Genomic DNA, 23,771 nt, shown 5'->3' with positions numbered 1-23,771 from the left:
TTACAGACGTCTCAGTATTTTTCTGAGACGTCTATTTCTGTGTACTGCATATCAATGCTTTTAGGAATTTTCAGCTCTAATATTCCATCCTTGTATTGAGCCACTGCCCCTTTTTTCTTCACCAGGCAAGGGAGGGTGATGACTTGCCTTTCTTCACTGCCGGGGATGTTCTCAATGATCGCCTGATTGGAGGTGTGAAAAATCTTTAAATGTTTCATCCATTCCTCATTGGGAACATGAAATCGGATATAGATATCTTCAAAGGTTTCAAAGACATTGGTAGGAATGGAAGAAGGGGTCTCCTGGTCTTTCCCGCGTTTGGCCTTCTGCCCCTGGTTTCCCATCGGATTCATAAAGGATTGTGCACCATTCATCATATCATTCGGATTCATCATGCTTTCCCATCCGCCCGGGAACATATTCTTCATCATTCCTTGAATATAGGAATCCATTTCTTTCGGGTTCATTTGGTTCATTTGATCTTTCATACCTTTATTGAAAGGAAATAAACTCCATGGGAACATGTGAACCACCTCACTTTAAACATAATTGGCCAGTTGTTTCCTTCTGGTTACATCCTATGCAATGGGTGGGCGATGAGTTCATTCTCAGTAAGAGAAGGAGGGGGGACTGAACTGAAAAATCTTTATCTATTACTTTATAAACATCTTACTAAATAAAAAAACGCAGAAAATAACAAAAAATATTTGGTTTTTTCAGGTAACAGTAGTAAGATGGTTTATGAAAAAAGTACCCGCGCCATGGGGATACAAGAAGGTGAAAGAGAAAGCGCTTAATAAAAAATTATTTCAGAATAGTCGATATACACAGAGGTTTTCCTGGAATTTATTATGGGAATATAAGTAATGACCATATCAAAAAGGCGGAAAACAAAATTTTGAGAAATTTGTCATAAAGACTTTATCTTACTACTGCACAGTGATAAAATGTCCTTGTAAGCGTTTTAATGTAGTAAAAATTACTATTCTTGCATAATGAAAAACAATGATTGGATTGTAAGAATACATGATACCCAAATTATACTAACTGGCAAAATAGTTGGAGGTTTTTCACAATGAAAAAGCAATCTGCAAAGGGAGAACCGTGGCAATCGTTTTACGGACCAAACCTGGGTTATGTAATGGAGGTTTACGAACAATTCCTTGAGGATCCATCAGAAGTAGATCCTGAATTGAAGGAGTTATTCGAACAATGGGGGCCACCTACCGTTGAGGATGTCAAGGTCATCGCAAGTGCCCAGCACGGGGATTCATCGTTTACATTACCCGAGCAGCCCACTGCCCTGAGTAAAATGGTGGCAGCGGTTAAATTAGCAGATAATATTCGTACATATGGTCACTTGGCTGCGGATATTAATCCCCTGAATGACCGGAATAAAGACACAAGAAGAATAGAGCTTTCTGAATTTAATCTCACTGAAGAGGATCTAAAGCAGATCCCTGTCGATTTCCTATGCCCGAATGCACCATCCCACATTAAGGATGGTCTGCAGGCGATTCAGCATCTGAGACAGGTTTACACGAACAAATTAGCATTCGAATATGCTCATGTACATGAACTGGAAGAGAAAAACTGGCTAAGGGAAAAGATTGAATCTGAATCTTATTTCACTCCACTTTCAAAGGACAAGAAAGTCGCATTATTAAGGCGTCTTGCACAAGTGGATGGATTTGAAAAGTATGTTCACCGCACCTTTGTTGGTCAAAAACGCTTCTCGATTGAAGGATTGGATACCATGGTTCCTCTTCTTGACGAGATGGTTCGTTATTCAGTGGAATCCGGAGCTAAGACCGTAAATATAGGTATGGCTCACCGAGGGCGTCTAAACGTATTGGCCCATGTCATCGGAAAACCATATGAAATGATTTTTGCAGAATTTCAACACGCACCGAGCAAGGATTTAATTCCTTCCGAAGGGTCGATCGGAATTACCTTTGGATGGACGGGTGACGTCAAGTATCACCTTGGGGCTGATCGTGAAATCGCTCCACAGCAGTCGCCGACAGCACGTGCGCGTGTGACGCTTGCCAACAACCCGAGTCATTTGGAAGTCGTGAGCCCGATTGTGGCCGGATATACACGTGCGGCTCAAGAAGTCCGTGAAGACAGGGGTTACCCGGAGCAGTCACCGGAAGCTTCCTATGCGGTGATGATCCATGGTGATGCTGCATTCCCGGGACAAGGTGTCGTGGCTGAAACATTAAATATGAGCCAACTTCGCGGTTATAATACAGGTGGATCGATTCACCTCATTGCCAATAATATGATCGGATTCACGACTGAAAGCCGTGATTCACGTTCTACGAAATATGCATCTGACACTGCCAAGGGCTTCGAGGTACCGATTGTGCATGTCAATGCGGACGATCCCGAAGCGTGTCTTGCTGCAGCGGTCCTTGCCTATGAATATCGTAAAACATTCGGAAAAGACTTCGTCATTGATTTAATCGGCTACCGTCGTTTCGGTCATAATGAAATGGACGAACCTATGGTGACAAATCCATTAATGTATTCTGTCATCCAGAACCATCCCAATGTGAAGAAGATGTATGCGGACAAACTCGTTTCCGAAGGGATTGTAACGGAAGCAGACGTCGAGAAGATGGATCATGAAATCGAGGAAGAATTAAAAGCAGCTTATGATAAGGTACCAGCGAAGGACGAAGATCCCGATACTGTGCTTGCTCCGCCTGAGGATGTGGCGAACGGGCTGCCGGAAATCAACACCAGCGTCGATTTCGATAAGCTAGAAGGTTTAAACAGTGAATTACTTCAATGGCCTGAAGGCTTCAATGTGTTCAAGAAATTGGAACGTATCCTGAAGAGACGCAGCCAGGTATTCGAAGGAAAGGGAAAAATTGATTGGGCTCACGCGGAGACGCTTGCGTTTGCATCCATCTTAAAGGATGGCACACCTATCAGATTGACGGGGCAGGATTCAGAACGTGGGACATTTGCTCAGCGCCATCTGGTACTCCATGATGAGAAATCCGGGGAAGAGTATATTCCTTTACACAATCTTAAGGATAGCCATGCATCATTTGTCGTTCACAACAGTCCGCTTACTGAGACCGCGGTTGTCGGATATGAGTATGGATATAATGTATTTGCCCCTGAAACCCTAGTTCTGTGGGAAGCGCAATTTGGAGATTTCTCGAATATGGCACAAGTGATGTTCGATCAATTCATATCGGCCGGCCGGGCGAAATGGGGACAAAAAACAGGTCTTGTCATGCTTCTGCCGCATGGATATGAAGGACAGGGTCCTGAACACTCAAGCGCCCGTCTGGAACGATTCTTACAGCTTGGCGGGGAATATAACTGGACCGTCGCCAATTGTTCTACAGCGGGTCAATACTTCCATATCCTAAGACGTCAAGCAGCCATCCTGCAAAAAGAAGAAGTCAGGCCGCTCGTTATTATGACGCCGAAAAGCTTATTACGGAATCAGTTTGCAGCGGTTACAGCTGAAGAACTGGCCCATGGGGAATTTCATTCAGTCCTTGAGCAACAGGGTCTTGGCGAGATCCAGGATGCAGTTGAAAGGGTTGTTCTATGCAGCGGTAAAATTGCAATCGATTTAGAAGAGAAGCTTCAGGATATCGATGATAAAGATTGGTTGCACATTCTTAGGGTAGAAGAAATCTATCCTTTCCCTAAAGGCGATATCACAGCCATCCTAAAAAGGTATCCAAACCTTAAGGAATTGGTCTGGATCCAGGAAGAACCTAAGAATATGGGGGCATGGACATTTGCAGAATCAAGACTCCGTGACATCGCGCCTGAGGGTGTGGAGGTACACTATGTCGGCCGTCGCAGACGCTCCAGTCCTTCAGAAGGTGAACCAACTGTACACAAAAAAGAACAATCACGGATTATTAACGAAGCGTTAACCCGATAAGAAAGAGGAGGACATCACAGTGGCAGAAATTAAAGTTCCAGAATTAGCAGAATCAATTACAGAAGGTACGATTGCTCAATGGCTTAAACAGCCGGGGGATTATGTTGAAAAAGGCGAGTATATCGTAGAGCTTGAAACAGATAAAGTAAATGTTGAAGTCATTTCTGAAGAAGCGGGTACGATCCAGGAGCTGAAGGCAGAAGAGGGCGATACGGTAGAAGTGGGTCAAGTGATCGCCATTGTTGGTGCAGGCGGAGAAGCACCGGCCACTTCAGAAGAAAAGAAAGAAGCTACCTCTGAACCAAAGGAAGAAGCATCTAAGCAAGAAGAGAAGGAAGAAAGCAAAACGCAGGAAGCACCAGTCAAAGAGGACAAAAAGAATCGTCCGATCGCGTCTCCTGCAGCACGTAAATTAGCGCGTGAAAAAGGCATCGACCTCTCGGATGTTCCAACAGATCCTCTGGGCCGGGTGCGTAAGCAGGACATTGAAGCTTATAGCAACAAACCAGCTGCAGCTCCTGCCAAACCTTCTGCCGAAGAGAAAAAGGCACCTGCTAAGAAAGATGATGGAAAGCCAGTGGTACGTGAGAAAATGTCCCGCCGTCGCCAAACGATTGCCAAACGCTTGGTCGAGGTTCAGCAAACAGCTGCCATGTTAACGACATTTAACGAAATCGATATGAGTAAAGTGATGGAGTTACGCAAACGTAAAAAGGATAAGTTCTTCGATGACCATGATGTGAGACTTGGTTTCATGAGCTTCTTTACAAAAGCGGTTGTAGCGGCACTTAAGAAATTCCCATATGTGAACGCTGAGATTGATGGGGATGAAATCGTATTAAAGAAATTTTATGATGTCGGTGTAGCCGTTTCTACGGATGATGGATTGGTTGTACCAGTCGTACGCGATTGTGAACGGAAAAACTTTGCGGAAATCGAAGGGGAGATCATGGAACTGGCTACTAAGGCCAGAAACAACAAATTATCTCTTGGGGATCTGCAGGGTGGTTCATTCACTATCACAAACGGCGGGGTATTCGGTTCATTACTATCTACTCCAATCTTAAATGGTCCACAAGTGGGTATTCTGGGAATGCATAAGATTCAACTCCGTCCAGTGGCCATCGATAAGGATACGATGGAAAATCGACCGATGATGTACATTGCTTTATCATATGATCATAGAATCATTGACGGGAAAGAAGCAGTTGGATTCCTCGCGATGGTGAAAGATTTACTTGAAAACCCTGAAGATTTGCTCCTTGAAGGATAAGAAGTCCTGATTGAATAATAATAGATGAATGTTTGGCTGGTTCATACATCCGCTTCGGGTGATGAATCAGCTTTTTTTTCACGTTTTTTCACCAAATACATAAAATATGGATAAGACAAATAAAGTTTCCTTCAGGAAAGTTTCGGACATTTAAAAGGGGGTGGAAATAATGAGAGGATATCATTCTAAAAAGATGATTCAGTATTCTTATATATTTCATAAGTTGGGATTACTTGATCCTGTGCAATACAAGCTGATCAAGGATTATCATGAATCCAAGGAAATGAAAAAAGACAGACTCAATTAATTGAGTCTGTCGCAAAACATTGCTATCTCAGGGGGGTGAGATAAAAGCCAGAATTATGAGTTGTTTTAACTTTTGTCAAGATTTCCTAAAAGGTTTCAATCCACGGTTACGAATTTCTTTCTTAAGAAGCGAAATCCAGTCCTGATCATTCCCTTGTTTCTCAGCATCACGATAAGCTGCCACCAACTGTTCATTACTTAAGATTTTCATGACCAACCTCCCAGGAAATGTATAAAATATAGAATTTTCTATATTTTCTATTTATTTTACATAGAAACCACACATTTGAAAAGAGTTTTTTCATAAATTACGTCTAAAGTTGTATTTTTAGTTATTTTGTTGAAATTGGTTTAAGATAGGCGATTATTGTCTATACAATATAGTTTGGATATTTTCAATCCTGCCACATGCTGCAGGGGTCCCCAATAGTGGAAGTGGAACCCCATTAAACAAAAGGGGTAAACTAGTTTGAATATTTCCATTTTTATGATAATATACACGAATAAGGGACTGAAATTCTACCTCTTCGGTTGCAAAGGCATGAAAGGTTCCTAGCTTAATATGGTTCAGTTAAAGGGGGATATTCATTTGTCGGAGATTTTACACACTACAGTAGGAGATCTTCTCGAAGAAAAAGCAAGGATTCAACCTGACGTTGAAGCGGTTGTATATGCAGACAGGGGGTTAAGATGGTCTTATCACAGGTTTAATCAACTGTGCAGACAGGCGGCAAAGGGACTTATGAACCTGGGTATCAATAAAGGGGACCATATTGCCATATGGGCATCCAACACACCTGAGTGGTTAGTGAGCCAGTTCGCGACAGGGAAAATGGGGGCAGTCCTGGTAACCGTGAACACTAATTACCGGACGGCGGAATTAGAGTATTTATTAAAGCAATCTGACAGTCAGACGATTATTTTGATGGAAGGATTCAGAGGAGCTTCTTATATAGATATGCTCTATGAAATCTGCCCGGAATTGAAATCTTCCGAGCCAGGGAATTTAAAGAGTTCAAAACTTCCTTTCTTAAAGAATGTCATTGTTTTAGGGGAGAATTCCTATCCGGGTACATATGGCTGGCAGGATATTATGGACAGAGGGAAAGAAATGGATGAACAGGAGCTCGATAAAAGACTTTCGAGCCTATCTCCCCTAGACGTCATCAATATGCAGTATACATCAGGGACAACGGGCTTTCCGAAGGGTGTCATGCTCACACACTCGAATATCGTCAACAACGGGTATAATATTGCCGGGTGTATGAGACTTGGTCAAGAAGACCGTTTGTGTATCCCGGTTCCTTTTTTTCATTGCTTCGGATGTGTGTTAGGCGTTCTTGCATGCGTGTCCGTAGGAGCTACAATGGTTCCGTTACAGGAATTCGATCCAAGGGAGGTCCTCAAGACCGTACAGGATGAAAAGTGCACGGCCCTCCATGGGGTACCGACCATGTTCATTTCCGAATTGAATCTTCCGGACTTCGATCAATACGATCTTTCTCATCTTCGCACCGGTATCATGGCAGGAAGTAATTGCCCCATTGAAGTGATGAAAGGAGTCATGGACAAAATGGGAGCAGATGAAATTACGATTGCCTATGGCCAGACGGAGTCTTCACCTGTGATCACCCAGACACGTACTCACGATCCGATTGAATTAAAGGTCGAAACGGTAGGGAAATCACTGCCAAACGTCGAAGTGAAAATTGTAGAACCCGGGTCGGACCGGGAAGTACCGCATGGGGTCCAGGGAGAATTGTGTACCCGTGGGTATCATGTCATGAAAGGGTACTATAAGAATGAAGAGGCTACGAGGCTTGCCATTGATGAAGAAGGCTGGCTTCATACCGGTGATTTGGCGGTAATGGATGAACACGGATATTGCAGGATTACCGGAAGATTAAAAGATATGATCATTCGAGGCGGTGAGAATATTTATCCGAGAGAAATTGAAGAATTCCTTTATTCCCATCCAAAGGTTCTGGATGTCCAGGTCATTGGTATTCCTGATGAGGTGTACGGGGAAGAGGTCATGGCCTGGATCATTTTGAAGGAAGGCCAAACCGCGACTTCTGAAGAATTCAGAGAGTATTGTACCGGTAAGATCTCCCGACATAAGATTCCCAGGTATATTGAATTTACAGATTCCTACCCAATGACTGCATCGGGGAAAATCCAAAAGTTCAGATTACGAGAGCAGGCGAAGCAAACAGCAATAGAAAAATAATTAAATAATTGAAAGCGCTTCCTGAAAAAGGACATTCCCATACAAAGAGGAATGTCCTTTTTGTTTAAGAATATTCGTATAATAAGAGCAGAATAACTGGAATTTCATAGATCATTTGATAAAATAAAAAAAAGACAGTGTGCTAGATTAACTGTAATAATGTTATGTTAACAATCGGAAGGGGTTACATCATGTACGTTTTTGTTTATGGCACGTTAAGAAGACATGAAAGCAATCACACGTTGTTAAAGGAAGCTTCATTAGTCCGGGAACAAGCGTGGGCAGATGGGGTTCTATATGAAACCAATAGAGGTTTTCCCGCCCTTAAAGAAGGCAATGGTAAAGTCTATGGAGAATTATATAAGATTAACCCTGACATTTTAGCGAGAGTTGATGAACTCGAGGATTTTCTGGAGGGTCGGGAAGACAACCTTTATATCCGGAAGCTCAAACAAGTGACAACGGATACCGGTGTTCAAGAAGCGTTTGTTTATTATTCTGAAAACGAAGCCTTATTACAAGAAGAAATTCCTTCGGGAGATTGGAAAGTGCATCAATATCTAAAGAGTAATCCTGAAAGAACCCTTTATTTTGCATACGGCTCCTGCATGGATGACGATCGTTTTATAAAAGCCGGTGTAGATCAGCATTTCAAGAAATGCCTGGGTGCAGGTGTATTAAAGGGTTACACGATGAAGTATCTTTTCCAGGTACATGATGGAGGTCGCGGTGACATCATGGAAGATGGGGGGACCATGGAGGGTGTCGTATATGATATCCCCAAGGAGGCAGTAGAATACCTGTTTACGAGGGAGGGGGTAACCCCGGGGTGGTATAGGGCAGCTTTCATTGACGTTGTCATAGGGGGTAAGCCGTATAAAGATGTATTGACGTTTATTGTGAAGGGGAAATATGATGAAACGTGCCCTCCCGATCATTATGCAAGGGAAATCCTTCGCGGCAGCCGTCCACATGTAAGCAGGTCCTACCATGAAAAGCTGCAGAAACAATTATTGGATATCGGTATGACGAAAGATCAGGTACAGAACCTGCTTAGTTAAAAGAAAAGGCTTTAGACGCGGGATTCCGAGTGGTTTTCACTTTACGCGATCAGGGTATTTTATTAACTCTTACCAAGGTTTCAGGACCCAACATTCACAAGGTGAAAAGAGGTGTGTGATGGACGTTTTACTTCAATTGGTAGATCAATTTGGCTATATAGCCATGTTCCTTTTTAGTTGGGTAGTTTTTTTGGGTTTACCCGTACCGAACGAACTTGCTGCAGCTTTAGCGGGGTATCTTTCTGAATGGAGACACTTTAACCCGTACACCTCTTTTTTCTTTATGTATAGTGGATTGATCTCTTACGGAATCCTTGCATTTTTGAATGGAAGGTATTTTGGCACAAGGGTTACGGCTAGAATGTTAAATGGGGATAAATCCAAAAAATTGATTCAAAATGGGGAGCTTTGGCTAAATAAATACGGTCCTCTGGCGATCTCGTTCAGCTACTTTATTCCCGGGGTTCGATTATTTATGCCATATATTGCAGGTGCCTCAAAAGGGATCTCCCTTATGAAATTCCTCCTTTTTGCCCTTCCTTCCGCTTTCGTCTGGGGAACGATCTACTTTCAGATCGGACGATATTTCCCTAAGAGTTTTCAGCGGATATTAGAGGACGTGAGCGTGAAAGCAGGGATCTTCTTCGCTATACTATTGATGGCAATGATTCTATATGGGCTCGTTATCACCATGAAAAAAGGCACTCCTTCACCAAAATGGAAAAAAGTGCGGTATCGTAAATAATAAAAGACTGATGGACATTTCCCCTTTTCCATCAGCCTTGTTCTTCTATCATGATCGTAATATACTTCCCGAACACACCCATCGCTTTAACGGTTATCCTTGAGCCATCCTCATCTTCATAGATCTTGCCGATCGTATTAAATAGCAAATATTCATTCTTAATATTTGAGCCGGTTTCGATCAGGGTCGTGTAAGAGTTCCCATCCAATGTCTTTGTACAGGTAATCGACTTATGACATTCGATATGATGTTCATTCAAGAGCCATGAGTAAAACTGTTCTTCATTTGGCCGGTGTGTAGTCATATAAAAGACCATAATAACCGAAAAGACTATTCCCATTTTGGTTAATCCTTTTTTCATTGGTATCGAACCTCTCCAAACTGATGATCTCCTATAATATACCATAGATAGTGCTGGAAGTGACAGATTTCTAAGTATATCGACAGAAAACGGTGTTTTGTGGTTTCATCAACAGGATATGTAGAAAATGAAATGTTTGAGTTCCACCGACTTTCCACATTAGATAGTAGTTGAACTAATGGTTATGTAAGAATATACTAGTAGCATAGTTCTAATTAAAAGGAGGATATTGGCGTGATCCATAAAACTTGGACGGAGCATCATACGAATAAAAAGGTAAAGTGTGTACATACGGACGCAAAGAAATATACAGTGGCAAATGTTCTGACGGTTGGAAAAGAATACGAAGTGAAAAACGAATCCGAAGAATATTATTTCGTCATTGATGAAAGTGGCAAAATGGGTGGCTTCTACAAAGAATACTTTGAAGAAGTCTAACCCATCCACCCAGCTGATTTCTTCTCTAAACGGGGGAAGGAATCAGCTTTTTTTAATATCCGTTCAGGAGTCCTTTCTATGGTTTTAATTCTTTGTCTTTTAGTTTTAGTTATTTATCGCACGGTTTAAGAGGGTTTGAAAAGTTGGAATGGATGGGGAGAGGGAAAATGCAAGAATCTTTTAGTATACGAGTGCTTACGTTAAAGGACCGATCATCACTGATTGAACTGTTTATGGACTACGAATCAAATGTGTATGGAGAAATCCAAACCAGTGAAGAAGAAATAGAGGAGATGCTTAAGTCGATCCCTGAAAGTGACCGTCGGGGACTATGGCATGACGGCGAATTAGCAGCCATCTCCATTTTGACAGAAAAGGATCATCGTCTTCCCTCTTTGGTTATGGCTAATCCTACTGATCAAATGAATCGATATATTGTGGAAATGGTTAATGAATTAGTGTCTTCCGCTAAATCCGGAAAAAAAACGGGTAATGAAACGAAAACGCTTATCTTATCTGCAAACCTTGAAGTAGAGAAGAGGGCATTTGAAGAATGCGGCTTTATTCCAACCCGTTATTGGTTTCAGATGAAAAAGGATCTTGAAAACTTGACGATTCCGGCCACCCCTTCTCCTTATACGATTTCGAGCTTCAATCCCGCAACCGAAACCCATGATCTTCATGAACTATTCGAAGAAGTATTTTCAGACCATTTTGATTACCATCCGACAGAATTGGAAGAATTCAAGCAGCGGTTTCTACGCCCTTCCTTTGATCCGACTCTCTGGTACCTTCTGAAGGATGGAGACCAATTGGTGGGATTTATCCTTTGTTCTGTCAATCATGACACCAAAATGGGCGAAGTCACTCATCTGGGGATCAAAAGAAATTTGCGCCGTAATGGACTGGCCCACCTCTTACTCTACTATGCATTTTGGGAGCTTGAGGGGCGTGGAATGAAAACAGCAGCCCTTTCCGTCGACAGCGACAGCTACACAGATGCCACGATTGTTTATCAAAAAGCGGGTATGTATGTGTTTAGGGGATTCACCCGATATGATTTGAAAGTATAAAGCTCGAAAAACACCCAATCAGGGTGTTTTTTTCTGATGACAAGGTGACTCTTCATTTGATAGATCTTGAGAATCAGGAAAAAATATAGACAGACCCTTTGCAGTGTAAGCGCTATTACATGTAGAATGACTAGTATGTGAATTGGAAAGGATGTCAAAGCATGAATACGGAAAGAAAATTACCGGAATCGGTCACCCATATCATAAATGAAAGAAAGCAAGCATTCGCTTCTACTGAGCATCATTCATTGATTGGGGAGGGCGGGTATACGGCCAGTGAAGATTATATCATCGAGGACAGTATCATTTCTCTCTCCATAGGCAAAAATCTCCTTCTTAAAGGACCGACTGGGTCAGGGAAAACAAAGCTCTCCGATACATTATCATCTATATTCTCCCAACCGATGCACAGTATTAACTGCTCGGTTGATTTAGACGCGGAAGCACTACTGGGGTACAAAACGATCAGTGAAAGGGATGGAAAGAATACCATTGAATTTATCGAAGGGCCAGTGATTCAAGCAATGAAAAATGGTCACCTTCTCTATATCGATGAAATTAATATGGCCAAGCCTGAAACATTACCGATTCTAAATGGTGTGTTGGATTACAGAAGAAGTATAACGAATCCATTTACAGGTGAAATCGTGAAAGCTGCACCTTCATTTGGTGTTGTAGCGGCCATAAATGAAGGATACGTGGGAACGGTTCCTTTAAATGAGGCACTGAAAAATCGTTTTGTTGTCATAGATGTCCCTTATATTGAAGGGAAAACGTTAAAGGCTGTCATCGAAAGTCAAAGTAAGCTGACTGATCCGAAGCTCATCAGCCAATTTGTCAACCTGTCATCAGATCTATTGATCCAAGTGAAGAATGGACAAATTTCAGAAGAAGCGGCTTCCATACGCGCTCTCCTCGATGCCTGTGACTTGGCAATGTACCTCCCCGCCAAGCGCGCTATACAGAGGGGGATCGTTGATAAACTGGAAGATGAACGTGAAAAAGCAGCTATTATGAATATAGCAGAAACCTTATTTGAATGAGGGATTTGTAATGCACCGATTTATACAATTTAATGATGAAGGCATCGATTCTTTTTTAGTGATGGAAATGGCGGATCTCACCAAGACCCTCTCTAAAAATGCGGATATGAACTTGAAGTATGGTCCATTCTCGTATTTGGATTATAAAGAGGAAACTGTCTACGTCAGTCATTTTTGGGATCATCGATTAAGGGATGAAGAAGTTCTTGGATTGAAAAGTGACATATACCTGAGGACGATTGGCAATCTTCATGAAACAGAAAATGATGAAGTGGTCAACTATATTGAAAAGGTAAAATCCACTTCAGTTCCCCGATTTGCCAAGCAATTGTTTGTCATCGGGGAAGAAATAAGACTGGAGGAAATTTGTAAATCCAAACGGCCAGGGACAAAGAGAGCCTTTGAAACAAGAAGGAAATTATATCGTCAGCACTTTGAAGCCCAGCTTAAAGTGAATTTGACGAAAAGTGTGTTTACTGATGCCCTGTTCAATACCATCTTCCTTCTGCTACATGCTCAATCTCCTTTGGAACAGCCGGTTAAGCTCAACGAGGATATTGACTTAGCCATGCCATTTATTCATGGACAGATCACCCGTTTCTTTGAAACCCGTTCGACTAAGGATGTAGCGGGAATCGCTTTGGAAATCGTGGAAGTGGTGGATGAAATCGTTCGAAAGGATATGTTGAATGAATATTTCCATTTACCTGAAGACGTGTATGATTCTCCTGAAATGTTCAACGAAACATTTGACGATTTAAAAAGAAAAGACCCTCTTTTGAATCAGGATGTGTTGGAAGAGGAAAGCACCGGAGACGAAGAAGTGATCGATGAGGAATTCCGTACCTGGCACAGGGAAACAAGTGACAAGGGCGAATCCTTCCTGCAGTTTGATGTAGATCAAGGTTCACAGTCCGACCTGATGGGTGAAGGGGTCCGTGAAGGGGATGACGGGGACCAGGCGTTAGCGATGGTACAAGGATCCTCCAAAGAGACAGAGAGGGAGCAGTACCAAAATATGAAAGCTCAGGAACAGGAGAGGGATGAGCCGGGAGGTGGCGAAAGTGAGTATGGAAAAGACAATCGCTTTGCCGTCCCTCACTTTATAACCCCAAGTGTCCCTACCTCTGAAGAAAGACTTGATTATCATCACAATAAAGGGCTGGTTGCCCCGTTTCAGAAAAAACTGCAGAAAATGATCGAGAAGACATTGGAACATAAACGCATCCAGCCTCGAAGCGATTTGCACTTTGGAAGACTGAACAAAAAGTTATTGAGGTTCATCACGGATGACAATCCGAGACTATTTTATAAAAAGCAGAATCCTTCCTCCGAAATAGATGCCGTGTTTTCTCTACTTGTCGATTGTTCAGGATCCATGTATGACAAAATGGATCAAACGAAGCTCGGTATTACACTATTTCATGAATCGTTAAAATCCGTCCGGGTACCACACGAAGTAGTCGGATTTTGGGAAGATACCAATCGTGCCACCAAGACCAGCCAGCCGAATTATATGAATCCCGTATTGAATTTCCAGTCATCCCTGAAGCCGGGCAGCGGTTCAGAAATCATGCAGCTTCAACCAGAAGAGGATAATCGGGATGGTTTTGCCATCCGTTTAATGACGGAGAGAATTCTTAGGCGGAATGAAAAACAAAAATTCCTCCTTGTCTTTTCCGATGGAGAGCCTGCAGCTATGGAGTATGAGCAGAATGGAATCGTCGATACTCATGAAGCCGTTTTGGATGCAAGAAAACAAGGGATCGAAGTCATTAACGTCTTTTTATCCAACGGTGAAATCGATGAGAACCAAAGAAAGACCATTCAAAACATCTATGGGAATTACAGCATCCTTGTTTCCAATGTGGAAGAACTCCCCGAAGTGTTATTCCCTTTACTCCGAAAACTGTTGTACAAAAGTATATGATTCATTTCAGAAGACGACTACGCTGTTGCTGTAGTCGTCTTTTTCTACTTTACTTCCTCGAAAAAACATGCTCTCCTATTCAAGATTTGAAATAGGGACGATTCGGGTTTTAAACACGTAGGAAATATCTGTATACTTAAGAAGGGTGATTTTTCTTATGGAAGGCTCTTTTCGCAAAGATTGTTGCTTTTAACATATGTTGTGCCTAGGCTTTGTCAATCAGTGTGTGCAGGGATGGTGAGGGGAATTGCTTCGCTTTCCGCGGACGAACGGAGCGAGCATCCTGGAGCGGAAATCAACCAGCACTTTCTTCTCTAAGATAGCAACAAACTTTAAGAAAAGAGCTTAATGAAAACAGCATTGTCATCTTTATTATTTTGTTTTAGTGTGTCGGAGGGATGAGTCATTTTTTGACAACAGGGAAGGTTAGTAATAGAAACAATCGGGAAGAGGATTGTATTGTACAAGGGAGGATATGACGATTATGCATGAGTTGGATATGCACCATATTTTTGAATTGGGTCTTATATTAGTGATGATAGCAGCCGGGATCACGGCGGTTGCGAAGAAATTCAAGCAGCCCTATCCGATTGCTCTCGTCATAGTAGGAGCCCTGATCGGATTATTCAATATACCTGTATTGGAACCGCTTAAAGATTTCATTACAGAAGGAGAGGTCTTTAATTTCGTCATCATTACGCTTTTTTTACCGGCACTCCTCGGGGAAGCGGCGCTGAAGCTGCCTTTTTCCCATCTGAGGGCTAACAAGGAACCGATCATCGCCCTGGCTTTCGGAGGAACATTTATTTCATTTTTAATCGTCGGATTTTCAGCGTATTATTTCTTTGATTTCTCCATTCCGGCTGCTTTTGTATTCGGAGCGCTAATGAGTGCAACAGATCCAGTCAGTGTATTGAGCATTTTCAAGAGCGTAGGGGTAAAGAAAAGGTTGGCCGTTGTTATCGAAGGAGAAAGCTTATTCAATGATGGCTTGGCCGTGGTATTGTTCAATATTTCTGCCTTTTATCTTGTTTCATACATTGATGCGGGATGGGCCGGGCTTGGAAGCGGAATTTGGGAGTTCATCAGGGTGGTCTCCTTGGGTGTGATCATAGGTGGGTCCCTGGGCTATGCCTTTTCGATTTTAACGAAGTATTACGATGATTATCCCCTTGAAATCATCTTTAGTGTCATCTTATTTTATGGTTCCTTCCTTCTGGCAGAAAGTGTTCATGCATCAGGGGTCATCGCTGTGGTCATTGCAGCACTCATCTTCGGGAATTTTGGCGGGAAGATTGGAATGAGCCCCACGACCAAGTTGAATATCAGCAGTTTCTGGGATGTTGCCGCTTTACTTGCGAACTCCTTGGTTTTCTTAATGGTCGGCCTGGAAATAACGAGGATCGATTTACTGGATAAATGGCCGTACATATTCGCAGCCATACTTGTCGTATTAGTTGCTAGGAGTATTGCCGTCTATACAAGCTTGTCCCTTATCGGGAATTTCCCGCATATGTGGAAACACATACTCAATTGGGGGGGATTGAAAGGATCACTTTCCATCGCCCTTGTCCTTAGTCTGCCTCGTGACTTCCCGGGCAGGGAAGATGTGTTGATACTCGGATTCAGCGTGGTGTTATTCAGTCTGGTCGTCCAGGGACTGACCATCAAACCGCTAATCAATGTTTTGGGCATTAAGCCAAAAGAGGAAGGTCACGAGGAATTTGAGAAATTACTTAGTCAGCTCCATCGATATGAAACAGCGATTTCAGAGATTCATCGCGTGAAGCAAAAACTTTATATCACGGATCCTATATCAGATGAACTCATTGATACGTATAAGAAAAGGATCGATATGCTCAAAGCACAATTGGATGACTTATTTGTCAGAAACCCTGTATTGAAAGCAAATCAGCTCTCTACGTTGAAAAAACATGCCCTTTATGCAGAGTATGAGGCGATTGCCAAACTTGAAAAGGAAGAAATCATCAGCAGCTCCATTGCGGAGAAGGAATACGACAGCATTACGGACAGCATCGTTCATAATGAGAGAAATAGTTAATATAGCTTAATATGGATAAATATTCCACATTTCCGGCATCAGTTATAAAAGGACCATGAACGAAAGAAAATCTTCTTTCGTTCATGGTCCCTTATTTGGTGCTTTGAAGTTATCGACAAAATGGTTATTTTACATTCGAGCGTTTCAGGATGCTCTTGAAATGAGAGAATGTATCGAAGCTTGCTTTGCCGTGATACGCTCCCATGCCGCTATCGCCCACACCACCGAATGGAAGATAGTGAGAGGTCATATGATTGATTGTATCATTGATAGCGCCACCTCCAAATGAGATGTTTGTCAATATATCATCCTGAAAAGTTTCATTTTCAGAGAACAGATAAAGTGCCAAAGGCTTTGGCCGCTTCACTATTTCATCAATCACTTCAGATGTGTCTTCATACTCGATGACCGGAAGAATCGGTCCGAATATTTCATCCTTCATGATGGGGTCGTCCCATGAAATCGAATCCAGAATCGTCGGTTCAATGACGAGATGACTGCGGTCCGACCCGCCCCCCGTCACGATTCGCCCATTGTCCAGGAAGCTTATCAGGCGGTCAAAGTGTCTTTCGCTAACAATATGGCCAAAGTCTGGGTTGTGAACGATATTATCTCCGTAACTCGCTTTGATGGCTTCTTTCATTTTTGCCAACAGCTCATCCTTTACTTCACGATGGACGAGAACATAATCCGGGGCGACACATGTTTGACCCGCATTTGCGAATTTACCTCTTACAATGCGCTTAGCCGCTTCAGCAATGTCCGCGTCCGAATTTACAATCGTTGGGCTTTTACCACCTAGTTCAAGTGTGACAGGTGTTAAATGCTTGGCTGCAGCTTCTGCTACGATCTTCCCGACACCAGTGCTGCCTGTGAAGAAGATATAATCGAAATTTTGTTTAAGCAGGGCTGTGCTTGTTTCGACTTCTCCTTCGACTACTCGAAGATATTCTTCCGGGAAGTGGTCATTGATCATTTTTGCAAGCAGTCTTGAAGTGTGCGGGGTCAATTCGGATGGCTTCAGGACAGCTGTGTTTCCGGCAGCGATCGCTCCCACAAGTGGAGCAACGGCGAGTTGGAATGGATAATTCCATGGGGCGATGACAAGTACAGAGCCATATGGCTCTGGATGAATGAAGCTCTTTGCACCTTCGTGTGTAACCGGTGTTCTAACTTCCTTCGATGATGCCCATCCAGCAAGGTTCTCCATGGTGAAGTCTATTTCACCAAGGACAAGGCCGATTTCTGCCCGCTTAGCTTCTATTTCCGGTTTATTCAAATCCTCCTTAACAGCTTTTATGATGTCCTGTTCATGTGATTGAATAAGTTCCTTTAATTTAGTCAGGTTTTCGAAACGGAAGCTGGTATCCTTTGTTTTGCCAGTCCGAAAAAATGATTGCTGCTTATTTATAAGTTCTTGATAGTTTTCCATAATTAAACATTCCTCCTCTTCTAAATAGCGGGTACCCCTTACGCTTTTCCCGCTTCGTTGCGGATATACTCTTGGTATATATTTCATGATTCCCAATATAATTGCGCGCAATTTATTGAGGTGTCAATTGTTTGCATGTGAAAAATGATAGTATAATCAAATCGGTTATGCAAGACATATGACTCATAAATCAGTGAGGGAGAAGGTGTACATGCCGGTACAAAAGCAAAGGCCCTTCCTTCGCAAAGATTCGAAGGGAAGGCCTTTGTGGTTCTCTTATTTTCTAATTTCAATTAGTTTTTGTTTCAGGTCGTTTTCCATTGTGACCATTTCCTGTTCGGCTTGCTGTCGTTTTTGTCTGCCTTCTGCCTGGATGGCCAATGTTTCTTCAATCGTTGAAATGAGGTTTTCCTGGGTTTTCTTAAGGGTGTCGATATCTATGATTCCCCGTTCGTTTTCCCTTGCCGTTTCGATGCTATTCGTTTTAAGCATCTCGGAATTTTTTAAGAGCAGCTCATTGGTCGTACGTGAAACCTGCTTTTGAGCTGCTACGGCCTTCTGTTGGTTCAGAAGGGTAAGGGCAATGGCGATTTGATTCTTCCAAAGGGGGATCGCTGTCAGGACAGAAGCTTGGATCTTCTCTGCCAATGCCTGATTCGTATTTTGAATCAAGCGTATTTGAGGGGCGGACTGAATGGTCATCTGTCTGCTTAATTTCAAATCGTGTATGCGCTTATCCAACCGATCAAGAAACTGCATGGTGTCATTGACTTCCTGATATGTCAGTTCGTCATCGGTTTCCTCCGCTTTTTTCCGTAATGAAGGGAGAAGGTTATGCTGAATTTCTTCACGTTTGATTTCAGCTGCCGCAATGTACATATTAAGTGCTTGAAAGTAGTCTTTATTTTTATCATATAATGTTTCCAATAGTCGATTATCATCAAGAAGGGTCTTTTTTGAATGCTCCAGTCTCACTGAAATCCGATCAATTTGTGAACCGATTTTCTGGTATTTTGAAAGAACCTCCTGCAGGGAGGAAGACACTTTACGGAACAGCTTTTTGAATACGCCTTTTTGCTTCGTATTCAGCTCATCGGGATTCATCTGCTCAAGCTTTTTCATTAAATCACTTAATACGTCTCCAATCGGTCCGATATCACGTTTTTGCACGTGATCCAACATCGAGTGGGAGAAAGTTGACAGCTGGGATTGGGCGGCTGTTCCATATTTCAAAATGGCTTCATAATCTTTATAGTCGATTTGAGCGGCTAGTTGTTTCGCTTTTTCCTGCTGTTCTTTAGGTAGACGGTCGAGTAACAGAGGGGACTTTGTTTGCTCGTTGACAGCAGGCGTTTCCTCTCCAAACGGGTTTGAAAGCAATAAATCCAGTTCTGATTGTTCATTTCGTTGCTCCATTATAAAACCTCCGACATTTATTTGAGATCTTTATTGTTTTGCGATAAATGCTGATTCGCGAAATTCAGTTCAAATTGTAAGGTATCCATGTCGTTTGCCAACACTTTTTGTAAATCATTCTCCAATGACCCGGTCAAGTCATCCAGGGTCGTACGGGTTTGTTGGAGGGACAGAAACGTCTCTTTATTCTTCCCGGGCTGGGAAGCAAGGAAAGTGTACTTCTCGGTGATTTCTACAACCGAGTCTAAATGGTAGAAAAAAAAGGACTCTGCTGAAAAAAATCTCTTAGGTTCTTTTCTTACAAGCTGATAGATTCTTCTGCTCAAGCGGTTGATTTCAAGGATTTGCTTGAAGGCTCCGAGTGATCTTACCTTTAACTGCTGCCTTTGGAGACGCTTTACTTTTTCTTTTGCTTCTTTTAAATTTCTGTTTATATATCGAAATTCCTGTCCGGAAAGTCCATTTTTATTCAGCCACCATCTTTTTTGAAGCAGCTTCACGATGATGAAAAAGAGTATCCCGGTACCGACCCCTGATAAGAGTGTAAGAGGGAATCCCAGGTCCAATAGGAGTAAGTATGCGATAAAACTGCTGGTCCCTATACTGAAAGAGATGACCGTCCTTAATAAAAATTGCAGAAATGTGTTCATTTCATCTACCCCTTAATAAAGATGCTTACCATACATACGATTAACAGTGTAAAAGGTTTCAAATCTATACTCTTATTTTAGTGTAAATGACATGATAATGGAAATATAGTCTCAAAGTAAAAAGAAAAATCGGGGGGATATGTAAGGAAATGACATCATTCTTTCATTTTCTTAACATTTTTCAATTGGATGATTATAAGAAATCCATTTTTGGTAGAATGGGTTAGTGAGTTCAATGACAAGACAGGTGTGTGGATATATATGAAAAAACTATTCATTGTGCTGATCTTCTTTTTCTCTTCTGCATCTATCTCATCAGCACAAGATGTAAACAAACCAAGAAATATATACAGCAATTCCGCGATCATGATAGATTCCAAAACAGGGAGTATTCTGTACTCCAAAAATGGGAATAAACGAATGAACCCTGCAAGTATTACGAAAATTGCCACCGCGATTTACGCGATTGAGCATGCCAATCTCACGGATCGGGTGAAGATCAGTAAGAAGGCAAGTAATACCGGAGGCTCCACTGTTTATTTAACGGCCGGGGAAACATTGACTTTAGAGCAGCTCCTTCAAGGATTGATGGTGAACTCAGGGAATGATGCCGCCGTTGCCATCGCTGAACATACGGACGGTTCTGTGAAACAGTTTGTCGATAAATTGAATGTTTTCCTTAAAGAAGAAGTGGGGGTGGAGGATACCCATTTTGAGAATCCCCATGGACTATATGGGGAAAATCACTATACAACCGCTTACGACATGGCCAAAATCACGAGTTATGCATTGAAGAATGAACAGTTTCAAACGCTATTTGATTTAGAGTCCGTGGACTGGAAGGCTGAAGGCTGGAATACCACACTTTATAATCATCACAAGATGGTAAAGGGAGAAATCCCTTACACTGAAGTGACGGGCGGTAAGAATGGATTTATAAACGAATCGGGACACACCCTTGTGACGTCAGCGGAAAATGATCAGCTGTCGATTGTGGTTGTTACAATGAAGGCACAGTCCAAAAGGGCCATCTATTCGGATACGAAGAAACTGCTTGATTACGGGTTGAATGGGTTTGAAAGGAATTATATCCCAAAGGAGACTGTCTTTCAGTTGGACGGTACTTCCTATGATCTCAGAAGGGACATTTCATTCACACAACCTGTAGGCGGTGGGGTGACTCAGGAGCTTGACCCTGATGGTGTGTTGACCCTGTATGACCGGGATCATCAAAAAATGCTCTCTACTCACTTGACGCCGGTAAAAGAAACACCCGTAACCCATTCAGAAGCAGTCGCTTCGAGTAAACATAAGGGGATGTTTTTCGGCAAGGAATGGAGGGAGAAACTACTGTTTTATCCATTTTTTATTTACATGGCACTTCTCCTCATTGCAGGGATGTCTATATTTCGGATGGAATCTTATAATAAATAATACGATTGCTTATATACAAAAAAGGGAGCCGGTTGGCTCCCTTTTTTCATTGGCTTTCCTGTTTTCCTATGGAAGGTTGTGGATGATAAAGCATTTTCCCGATCATGGTTTGCAGGATGAGGAACGCTCCTCCGACAGCCCAGTAAAGGGGAAGGGCAGCTGGTGCGTTCAGTGAAAAGATAAAGATCATAACGGGTGAAAGAAGACCCATGATTTTCATCTGTGCCTGCTGTTCTGCAGGAATGTTCATCAGGGATACACGTGATTGAGCTAAATACACGACCCCTGCAATAATCGCCATGATATGGTCAGGCTGTCCTAAATTGAACCATAAGAAAGAGTGACTGGCAATTTCTGAAGATGACCGGATGGCATAATACAATCCGATCAGGATCGGTGTCTGGATCAATAACGGCAAACACCCCATGTTGAGAGGATTTACACCGTTCTTTTGATAAAGCATCATCAATTCCTGCTGAAGTTGCTTCTGTTTTTCTTTGTCCTTCGTTTCTTTGATCTTTTTTTGGATCGCATTCATTTCAGGCTTGATTAATGCCATTTTCCCTTTCATGTTCTGTTGGTTTTTATACGTTTTAAGCATAAAAGGTAAAAGAATCAAACGAATCAGGAGTGTGATCACGATAATGGCGACTCCAAAGTTACCACCCATGAAGGTTCCTATTTCATGGATGAGAAATGAAAATGGATTCACAAGATAATCATGAAAGAATGCTCCTTCAGTGGTGGCGCTTTGGCATCCAGTCAGTGTGAATAATAGTAAAACGAAAATGAATGAAATTTTTTTCAATGTTTTTCCTCCTCTGTAGCTATGCTTCTCTTTTAAACATATACAGAAGAGGATTCTTCATCATTATCAGTATGATAAAATTGAAATTTCATGCAAGTGGTAAACCAGACCCTGACAGGCATGACCTCATTTTCGGCAATCTGCTTGAGAATGAGATTATTTCCTTCAAGTCTTTTATCATAATATTGGGTGTAAAGATGAAATGGGGAAGGGCAACGATCCCAAATCAATGCCAATATAAATAAAAATACGATACTAACATGCAAAGGACTTAAATAAAAATCCAATAAGTCTTGTACAATAATAAATGTCAATGGAGAAGACTCCTTTTAAAAATTCTAGTTGCATCCAGTAAGAATCCTATAATACATATAAAGTATACTGCTAAATAGAAATAGAATCCATGGTAATTGTTTATACGATTTTGTGAACAAATGGTTTCAGAAAAGAGAATTAAATTTCGCTTCATGAAAAAAAGCCTCTATGCAGCAGCATACCGCCTTAGAGACCTTATGTTTTAAAGTAGAAAGAGCTAATCCACGACGATATAAGCAATCATCGGACCATTATTTTCAATGGTTTCATGCGTTTCGCAAATAAGTCTATACGTACCTTCCTTTGAAAAGGTTACGTTCACTACCGTTTCTTTCCCTTTTTTTACGGTACCCGTAATATCTGTCCCCTCGATGTAAAAGGGGTGTTCCATTCCATTTACTCCGTAAATGCGGAGTTCAACCTCTTTGCCTTTTTCAACTACAATGGTGCCCGGGTCCCACCGGTATGCTTCAATTTCCTTACCGTCGGCCGTTTCCGACTTGAACTCGCCTGTAACAAGCTGAATGACCTGTTTTTCACCGTTTTTCTCTGACAGGGACACCGTGGGGTATGAGTTTTTTGAGGATAAGGACCAAATCGTACCGACCGTAATGACCATGATCGTCACCAAAATGGCAATGATCGAACCTTTCTTTAATACAATGAAATTCATATCATTTCACTCCTTACTTGATTGACCAAGAAAGCATGGACCTTTTTTATAAACCTATGCTTGTTCGGAAGAGAACTTGTCAATAATTTATAGGAGGATAGTTTAAATGTTTTTCTTTCGTCCGTATTTTATGTACAATTTGGACATGGATGCAAGGAGGGTGAAGCATTGGAAAACACTTGGAGAGTTATAACGACAAAAAGTGATGCAGAGCCATGGTGGTTTTTTGAAGGCTGGGAGAAGGATATAGTAAAGGATTGGACTTTTGACAAGAAGGATGAAGCAGTTCATGCATTTCTCACAGAATGGAGAAGACTTAAGAGGAGCTTCCCACAATCAAAGAGTAAAAAATTTCATTCCGCGGCGTTTTGGGATCCTGAGGAAGTGTACTTCTGTGAAGCATGTGATGATGATCTGCAGGTCTACTACGGGTTGGTCATATTTGAAAATGATCAGCCGATGGAATTGAAGGATGAGGCGGTCATCACTGAAATCACTAACTATATGGAGCAGACATGAACAAAGAGGCTGGGACAAAAGGGTTTCAGCTAAAGAAAAATCCGAACGAGTGATTTGATAAAAAATCTAACTCGTTCGGA

At 42.0% G+C, this 23,771-nt stretch carries 22 protein-coding genes; 13 read left to right on the top strand and 9 right to left on the bottom strand.

Annotated elements, in window-relative coordinates; translation table 11 throughout:
* Window positions 1-11: 11 nt before the first annotated feature.
* Entirely contained in the window at window positions 12-524 is a 513-nt protein-coding gene (locus CN378_RS00105; RefSeq protein ID WP_098349907.1) for a spore coat protein, read from the bottom strand.
* Window positions 525-1,075: 551 nt separating this feature from the next.
* Here CN378_RS00105 and CN378_RS00100 point away from each other — a divergent pair.
* The 3 genes from CN378_RS00100 (at window position 1,076) to CN378_RS22395 (ending at window position 5,502) form a co-directional block, all read left to right on the top strand.
* Complete coding sequence (locus CN378_RS00100; protein WP_098349906.1) at window positions 1,076-3,922, top strand: 2-oxoglutarate dehydrogenase E1 component; 2,847 nt, start codon at window positions 1,076-1,078, stop codon at window positions 3,920-3,922.
* A 19-nt stretch (window positions 3,923-3,941) separates the two neighbouring features.
* Window positions 3,942-5,195: a 2-oxoglutarate dehydrogenase complex dihydrolipoyllysine-residue succinyltransferase gene (gene odhB, locus CN378_RS00095; protein ID WP_098349905.1), complete on the top strand. Its 1,254-nt coding sequence runs from the start codon at window positions 3,942-3,944 to the stop codon at window positions 5,193-5,195.
* Window positions 5,196-5,364: 169 nt separating this feature from the next.
* Window positions 5,365-5,502 (top strand): hypothetical protein, encoded by a 138-nt coding sequence (locus CN378_RS22395; protein WP_179884740.1) that lies wholly within the window; start codon window positions 5,365-5,367, stop codon window positions 5,500-5,502.
* A gap of 75 nt (window positions 5,503-5,577) precedes the next feature.
* Here CN378_RS22395 and sda read toward each other — a convergent pair whose 3' ends face one another.
* Window positions 5,578-5,712, bottom strand: coding sequence for a sporulation histidine kinase inhibitor Sda (gene sda / locus CN378_RS00090; protein WP_034758885.1), 135 nt, complete (start codon window positions 5,710-5,712; stop codon window positions 5,578-5,580).
* Between the two features lie 387 nt (window positions 5,713-6,099).
* Here sda and CN378_RS00085 point away from each other — a divergent pair, with 387 nt between their 5' ends.
* From CN378_RS00085 to CN378_RS00075, 3 genes are all read left to right on the top strand, one after another.
* Window positions 6,100-7,731 carry an AMP-binding protein gene (locus tag CN378_RS00085; RefSeq protein WP_098349971.1) on the top strand — a complete coding sequence of 544 codons (1,632 nt, stop codon included), beginning with the start codon at window positions 6,100-6,102 and terminating at the stop codon, window positions 7,729-7,731.
* Between the two features lie 191 nt (window positions 7,732-7,922).
* On the top strand, window positions 7,923-8,792 hold the full coding sequence (locus tag CN378_RS00080; RefSeq protein ID WP_098349904.1) for a gamma-glutamylcyclotransferase family protein: 870 nt from the start codon (window positions 7,923-7,925) through the stop codon (window positions 8,790-8,792).
* 118 nt (window positions 8,793-8,910) lie between these two features.
* Entirely contained in the window at window positions 8,911-9,537 is a 627-nt protein-coding gene (locus tag CN378_RS00075; protein ID WP_098349903.1) for a DedA family protein, read from the top strand.
* A gap of 31 nt (window positions 9,538-9,568) precedes the next feature.
* Here CN378_RS00075 and CN378_RS00070 read toward each other — a convergent pair whose 3' ends face one another.
* Window positions 9,569-9,898, bottom strand: a complete 330-nt coding sequence (locus CN378_RS00070; protein WP_098349902.1) for a hypothetical protein — start codon at window positions 9,896-9,898, stop codon at window positions 9,569-9,571.
* 234 nt (window positions 9,899-10,132) lie between these two features.
* On the opposite strand from CN378_RS00070, the gene CN378_RS00065 reads away from it, so the two are divergent.
* The 5 genes from CN378_RS00065 to CN378_RS00045 all read left to right on the top strand — a co-directional run bounded on the left by CN378_RS00065 (window position 10,133) and on the right by CN378_RS00045 (window position 16,444).
* Window positions 10,133-10,336, top strand: coding sequence for a DUF6501 family protein (locus CN378_RS00065; protein ID WP_098349901.1), 204 nt, complete (start codon window positions 10,133-10,135; stop codon window positions 10,334-10,336).
* A gap of 167 nt (window positions 10,337-10,503) precedes the next feature.
* Entirely contained in the window at window positions 10,504-11,409 is a 906-nt protein-coding gene (locus tag CN378_RS00060) for a GNAT family N-acetyltransferase (RefSeq protein WP_179884739.1), read from the top strand.
* A gap of 161 nt (window positions 11,410-11,570) precedes the next feature.
* The gene (locus CN378_RS00055; RefSeq protein WP_098349899.1) at window positions 11,571-12,452 is read left to right on the top strand and encodes an ATP-binding protein; all 882 of its coding nucleotides are present in this window, start codon (window positions 11,571-11,573) and stop codon (window positions 12,450-12,452) included.
* A gap of 10 nt (window positions 12,453-12,462) precedes the next feature.
* Window positions 12,463-14,382 carry a vWA domain-containing protein gene (locus CN378_RS00050; protein WP_098349898.1) on the top strand — a complete coding sequence of 640 codons (1,920 nt, stop codon included), beginning with the start codon at window positions 12,463-12,465 and terminating at the stop codon, window positions 14,380-14,382.
* A 484-nt stretch (window positions 14,383-14,866) separates the two neighbouring features.
* The gene (locus CN378_RS00045) at window positions 14,867-16,444 is read left to right on the top strand and encodes a cation:proton antiporter (RefSeq protein WP_098349897.1); all 1,578 of its coding nucleotides are present in this window, start codon (window positions 14,867-14,869) and stop codon (window positions 16,442-16,444) included.
* A 124-nt stretch (window positions 16,445-16,568) separates the two neighbouring features.
* On the opposite strand, the gene CN378_RS00040 is transcribed toward CN378_RS00045, so the two are convergent.
* The 3 genes from CN378_RS00040 to CN378_RS00030 all read right to left on the bottom strand — a co-directional run bounded on the left by CN378_RS00040 (window position 16,569) and on the right by CN378_RS00030 (window position 19,942).
* Window positions 16,569-17,876 carry an aldehyde dehydrogenase gene (locus CN378_RS00040; protein WP_098349896.1) on the bottom strand — a complete coding sequence of 436 codons (1,308 nt, stop codon included), beginning with the start codon at window positions 17,874-17,876 and terminating at the stop codon, window positions 16,569-16,571.
* 276 nt (window positions 17,877-18,152) lie between these two features.
* The gene (locus CN378_RS00035; protein WP_098349895.1) at window positions 18,153-19,292 is read right to left on the bottom strand and encodes a toxic anion resistance protein; all 1,140 of its coding nucleotides are present in this window, start codon (window positions 19,290-19,292) and stop codon (window positions 18,153-18,155) included.
* Window positions 19,293-19,309: 17 nt separating this feature from the next.
* Window positions 19,310-19,942: a 5-bromo-4-chloroindolyl phosphate hydrolysis family protein gene (locus CN378_RS00030; protein ID WP_098349894.1), complete on the bottom strand. Its 633-nt coding sequence runs from the start codon at window positions 19,940-19,942 to the stop codon at window positions 19,310-19,312.
* Between the two features lie 261 nt (window positions 19,943-20,203).
* Between CN378_RS00030 and CN378_RS00025 the strand changes: the two genes are divergently transcribed.
* Window positions 20,204-21,376, top strand: coding sequence for a D-alanyl-D-alanine carboxypeptidase family protein (locus CN378_RS00025; protein WP_098349893.1), 1,173 nt, complete (start codon window positions 20,204-20,206; stop codon window positions 21,374-21,376).
* 46 nt (window positions 21,377-21,422) lie between these two features.
* Here CN378_RS00025 and yidC read toward each other — a convergent pair whose 3' ends face one another.
* From yidC to CN378_RS00010, 3 genes are all read right to left on the bottom strand, one after another.
* Window positions 21,423-22,184: a membrane protein insertase YidC gene (gene yidC, locus CN378_RS00020; protein WP_098349892.1), complete on the bottom strand. Its 762-nt coding sequence runs from the start codon at window positions 22,182-22,184 to the stop codon at window positions 21,423-21,425.
* 32 nt (window positions 22,185-22,216) lie between these two features.
* Window positions 22,217-22,498, bottom strand: coding sequence for a hypothetical protein (locus tag CN378_RS00015; RefSeq protein ID WP_098349891.1), 282 nt, complete (start codon window positions 22,496-22,498; stop codon window positions 22,217-22,219).
* Window positions 22,499-22,716: 218 nt separating this feature from the next.
* A complete protein-coding gene (locus tag CN378_RS00010; protein ID WP_098349890.1) occupies window positions 22,717-23,172 on the bottom strand; it encodes a cupredoxin domain-containing protein in 456 nt (151 codons plus the stop codon).
* Between the two features lie 168 nt (window positions 23,173-23,340).
* Between CN378_RS00010 and CN378_RS00005 the strand changes: the two genes are divergently transcribed.
* On the top strand, window positions 23,341-23,691 hold the full coding sequence (locus CN378_RS00005) for a DUF1033 family protein (RefSeq protein ID WP_098349889.1): 351 nt from the start codon (window positions 23,341-23,343) through the stop codon (window positions 23,689-23,691).
* Window positions 23,692-23,771 lie beyond the last annotated feature (80 nt).

The sequence above is a fragment of the Bacillus sp. AFS015802 genome, from assembly GCF_002561455.1.
Classification (GTDB): Bacteria; Bacillota; Bacilli; order Bacillales; family Bacillaceae_B; genus Rossellomorea.
The sequence above is the reverse complement of the archived record's forward strand: the minus strand, read 5'-3'. Positions and strand labels throughout refer to the sequence as shown.

What these genes read in the sequence shown, in the direction of transcription:
- CN378_RS00105 (WP_098349907.1), bottom strand. Translation starts at nt 524, where the DNA reads ATGTTCCCATGGAGTTTATTTCCTTTCAATAAAGGTATGAAAGATCAA.
- CN378_RS00100 (WP_098349906.1), top strand. Translation starts at nt 1,076, where the DNA reads ATGAAAAAGCAATCTGCAAAGGGAGAACCGTGGCAATCGTTTTACGGA.
- CN378_RS22395 (WP_179884740.1), top strand. Translation starts at nt 5,365, where the DNA reads ATGAGAGGATATCATTCTAAAAAGATGATTCAGTATTCTTATATATTT.
- sda (WP_034758885.1), bottom strand. Translation starts at nt 5,712, where the DNA reads ATGAAAATCTTAAGTAATGAACAGTTGGTGGCAGCTTATCGTGATGCT.
- CN378_RS00080 (WP_098349904.1), top strand. Translation starts at nt 7,923, where the DNA reads ATGTACGTTTTTGTTTATGGCACGTTAAGAAGACATGAAAGCAATCAC.
- CN378_RS00075 (WP_098349903.1), top strand. Translation starts at nt 8,911, where the DNA reads ATGGACGTTTTACTTCAATTGGTAGATCAATTTGGCTATATAGCCATG.
- CN378_RS00070 (WP_098349902.1), bottom strand. Translation starts at nt 9,898, where the DNA reads ATGAAAAAAGGATTAACCAAAATGGGAATAGTCTTTTCGGTTATTATG.
- CN378_RS00060 (WP_179884739.1), top strand. Translation starts at nt 10,504, where the DNA reads ATGCAAGAATCTTTTAGTATACGAGTGCTTACGTTAAAGGACCGATCA.
- CN378_RS00055 (WP_098349899.1), top strand. Translation starts at nt 11,571, where the DNA reads ATGAATACGGAAAGAAAATTACCGGAATCGGTCACCCATATCATAAAT.
- CN378_RS00050 (WP_098349898.1), top strand. Translation starts at nt 12,463, where the DNA reads ATGCACCGATTTATACAATTTAATGATGAAGGCATCGATTCTTTTTTA.
- CN378_RS00045 (WP_098349897.1), top strand. Translation starts at nt 14,867, where the DNA reads ATGCATGAGTTGGATATGCACCATATTTTTGAATTGGGTCTTATATTA.
- CN378_RS00040 (WP_098349896.1), bottom strand. Translation starts at nt 17,876, where the DNA reads ATGGAAAACTATCAAGAACTTATAAATAAGCAGCAATCATTTTTTCGG.
- CN378_RS00035 (WP_098349895.1), bottom strand. Translation starts at nt 19,292, where the DNA reads ATGGAGCAACGAAATGAACAATCAGAACTGGATTTATTGCTTTCAAAC.
- CN378_RS00030 (WP_098349894.1), bottom strand. Translation starts at nt 19,942, where the DNA reads ATGAACACATTTCTGCAATTTTTATTAAGGACGGTCATCTCTTTCAGT.
- CN378_RS00025 (WP_098349893.1), top strand. Translation starts at nt 20,204, where the DNA reads ATGAAAAAACTATTCATTGTGCTGATCTTCTTTTTCTCTTCTGCATCT.
- CN378_RS00010 (WP_098349890.1), bottom strand. Translation starts at nt 23,172, where the DNA reads ATGAATTTCATTGTATTAAAGAAAGGTTCGATCATTGCCATTTTGGTG.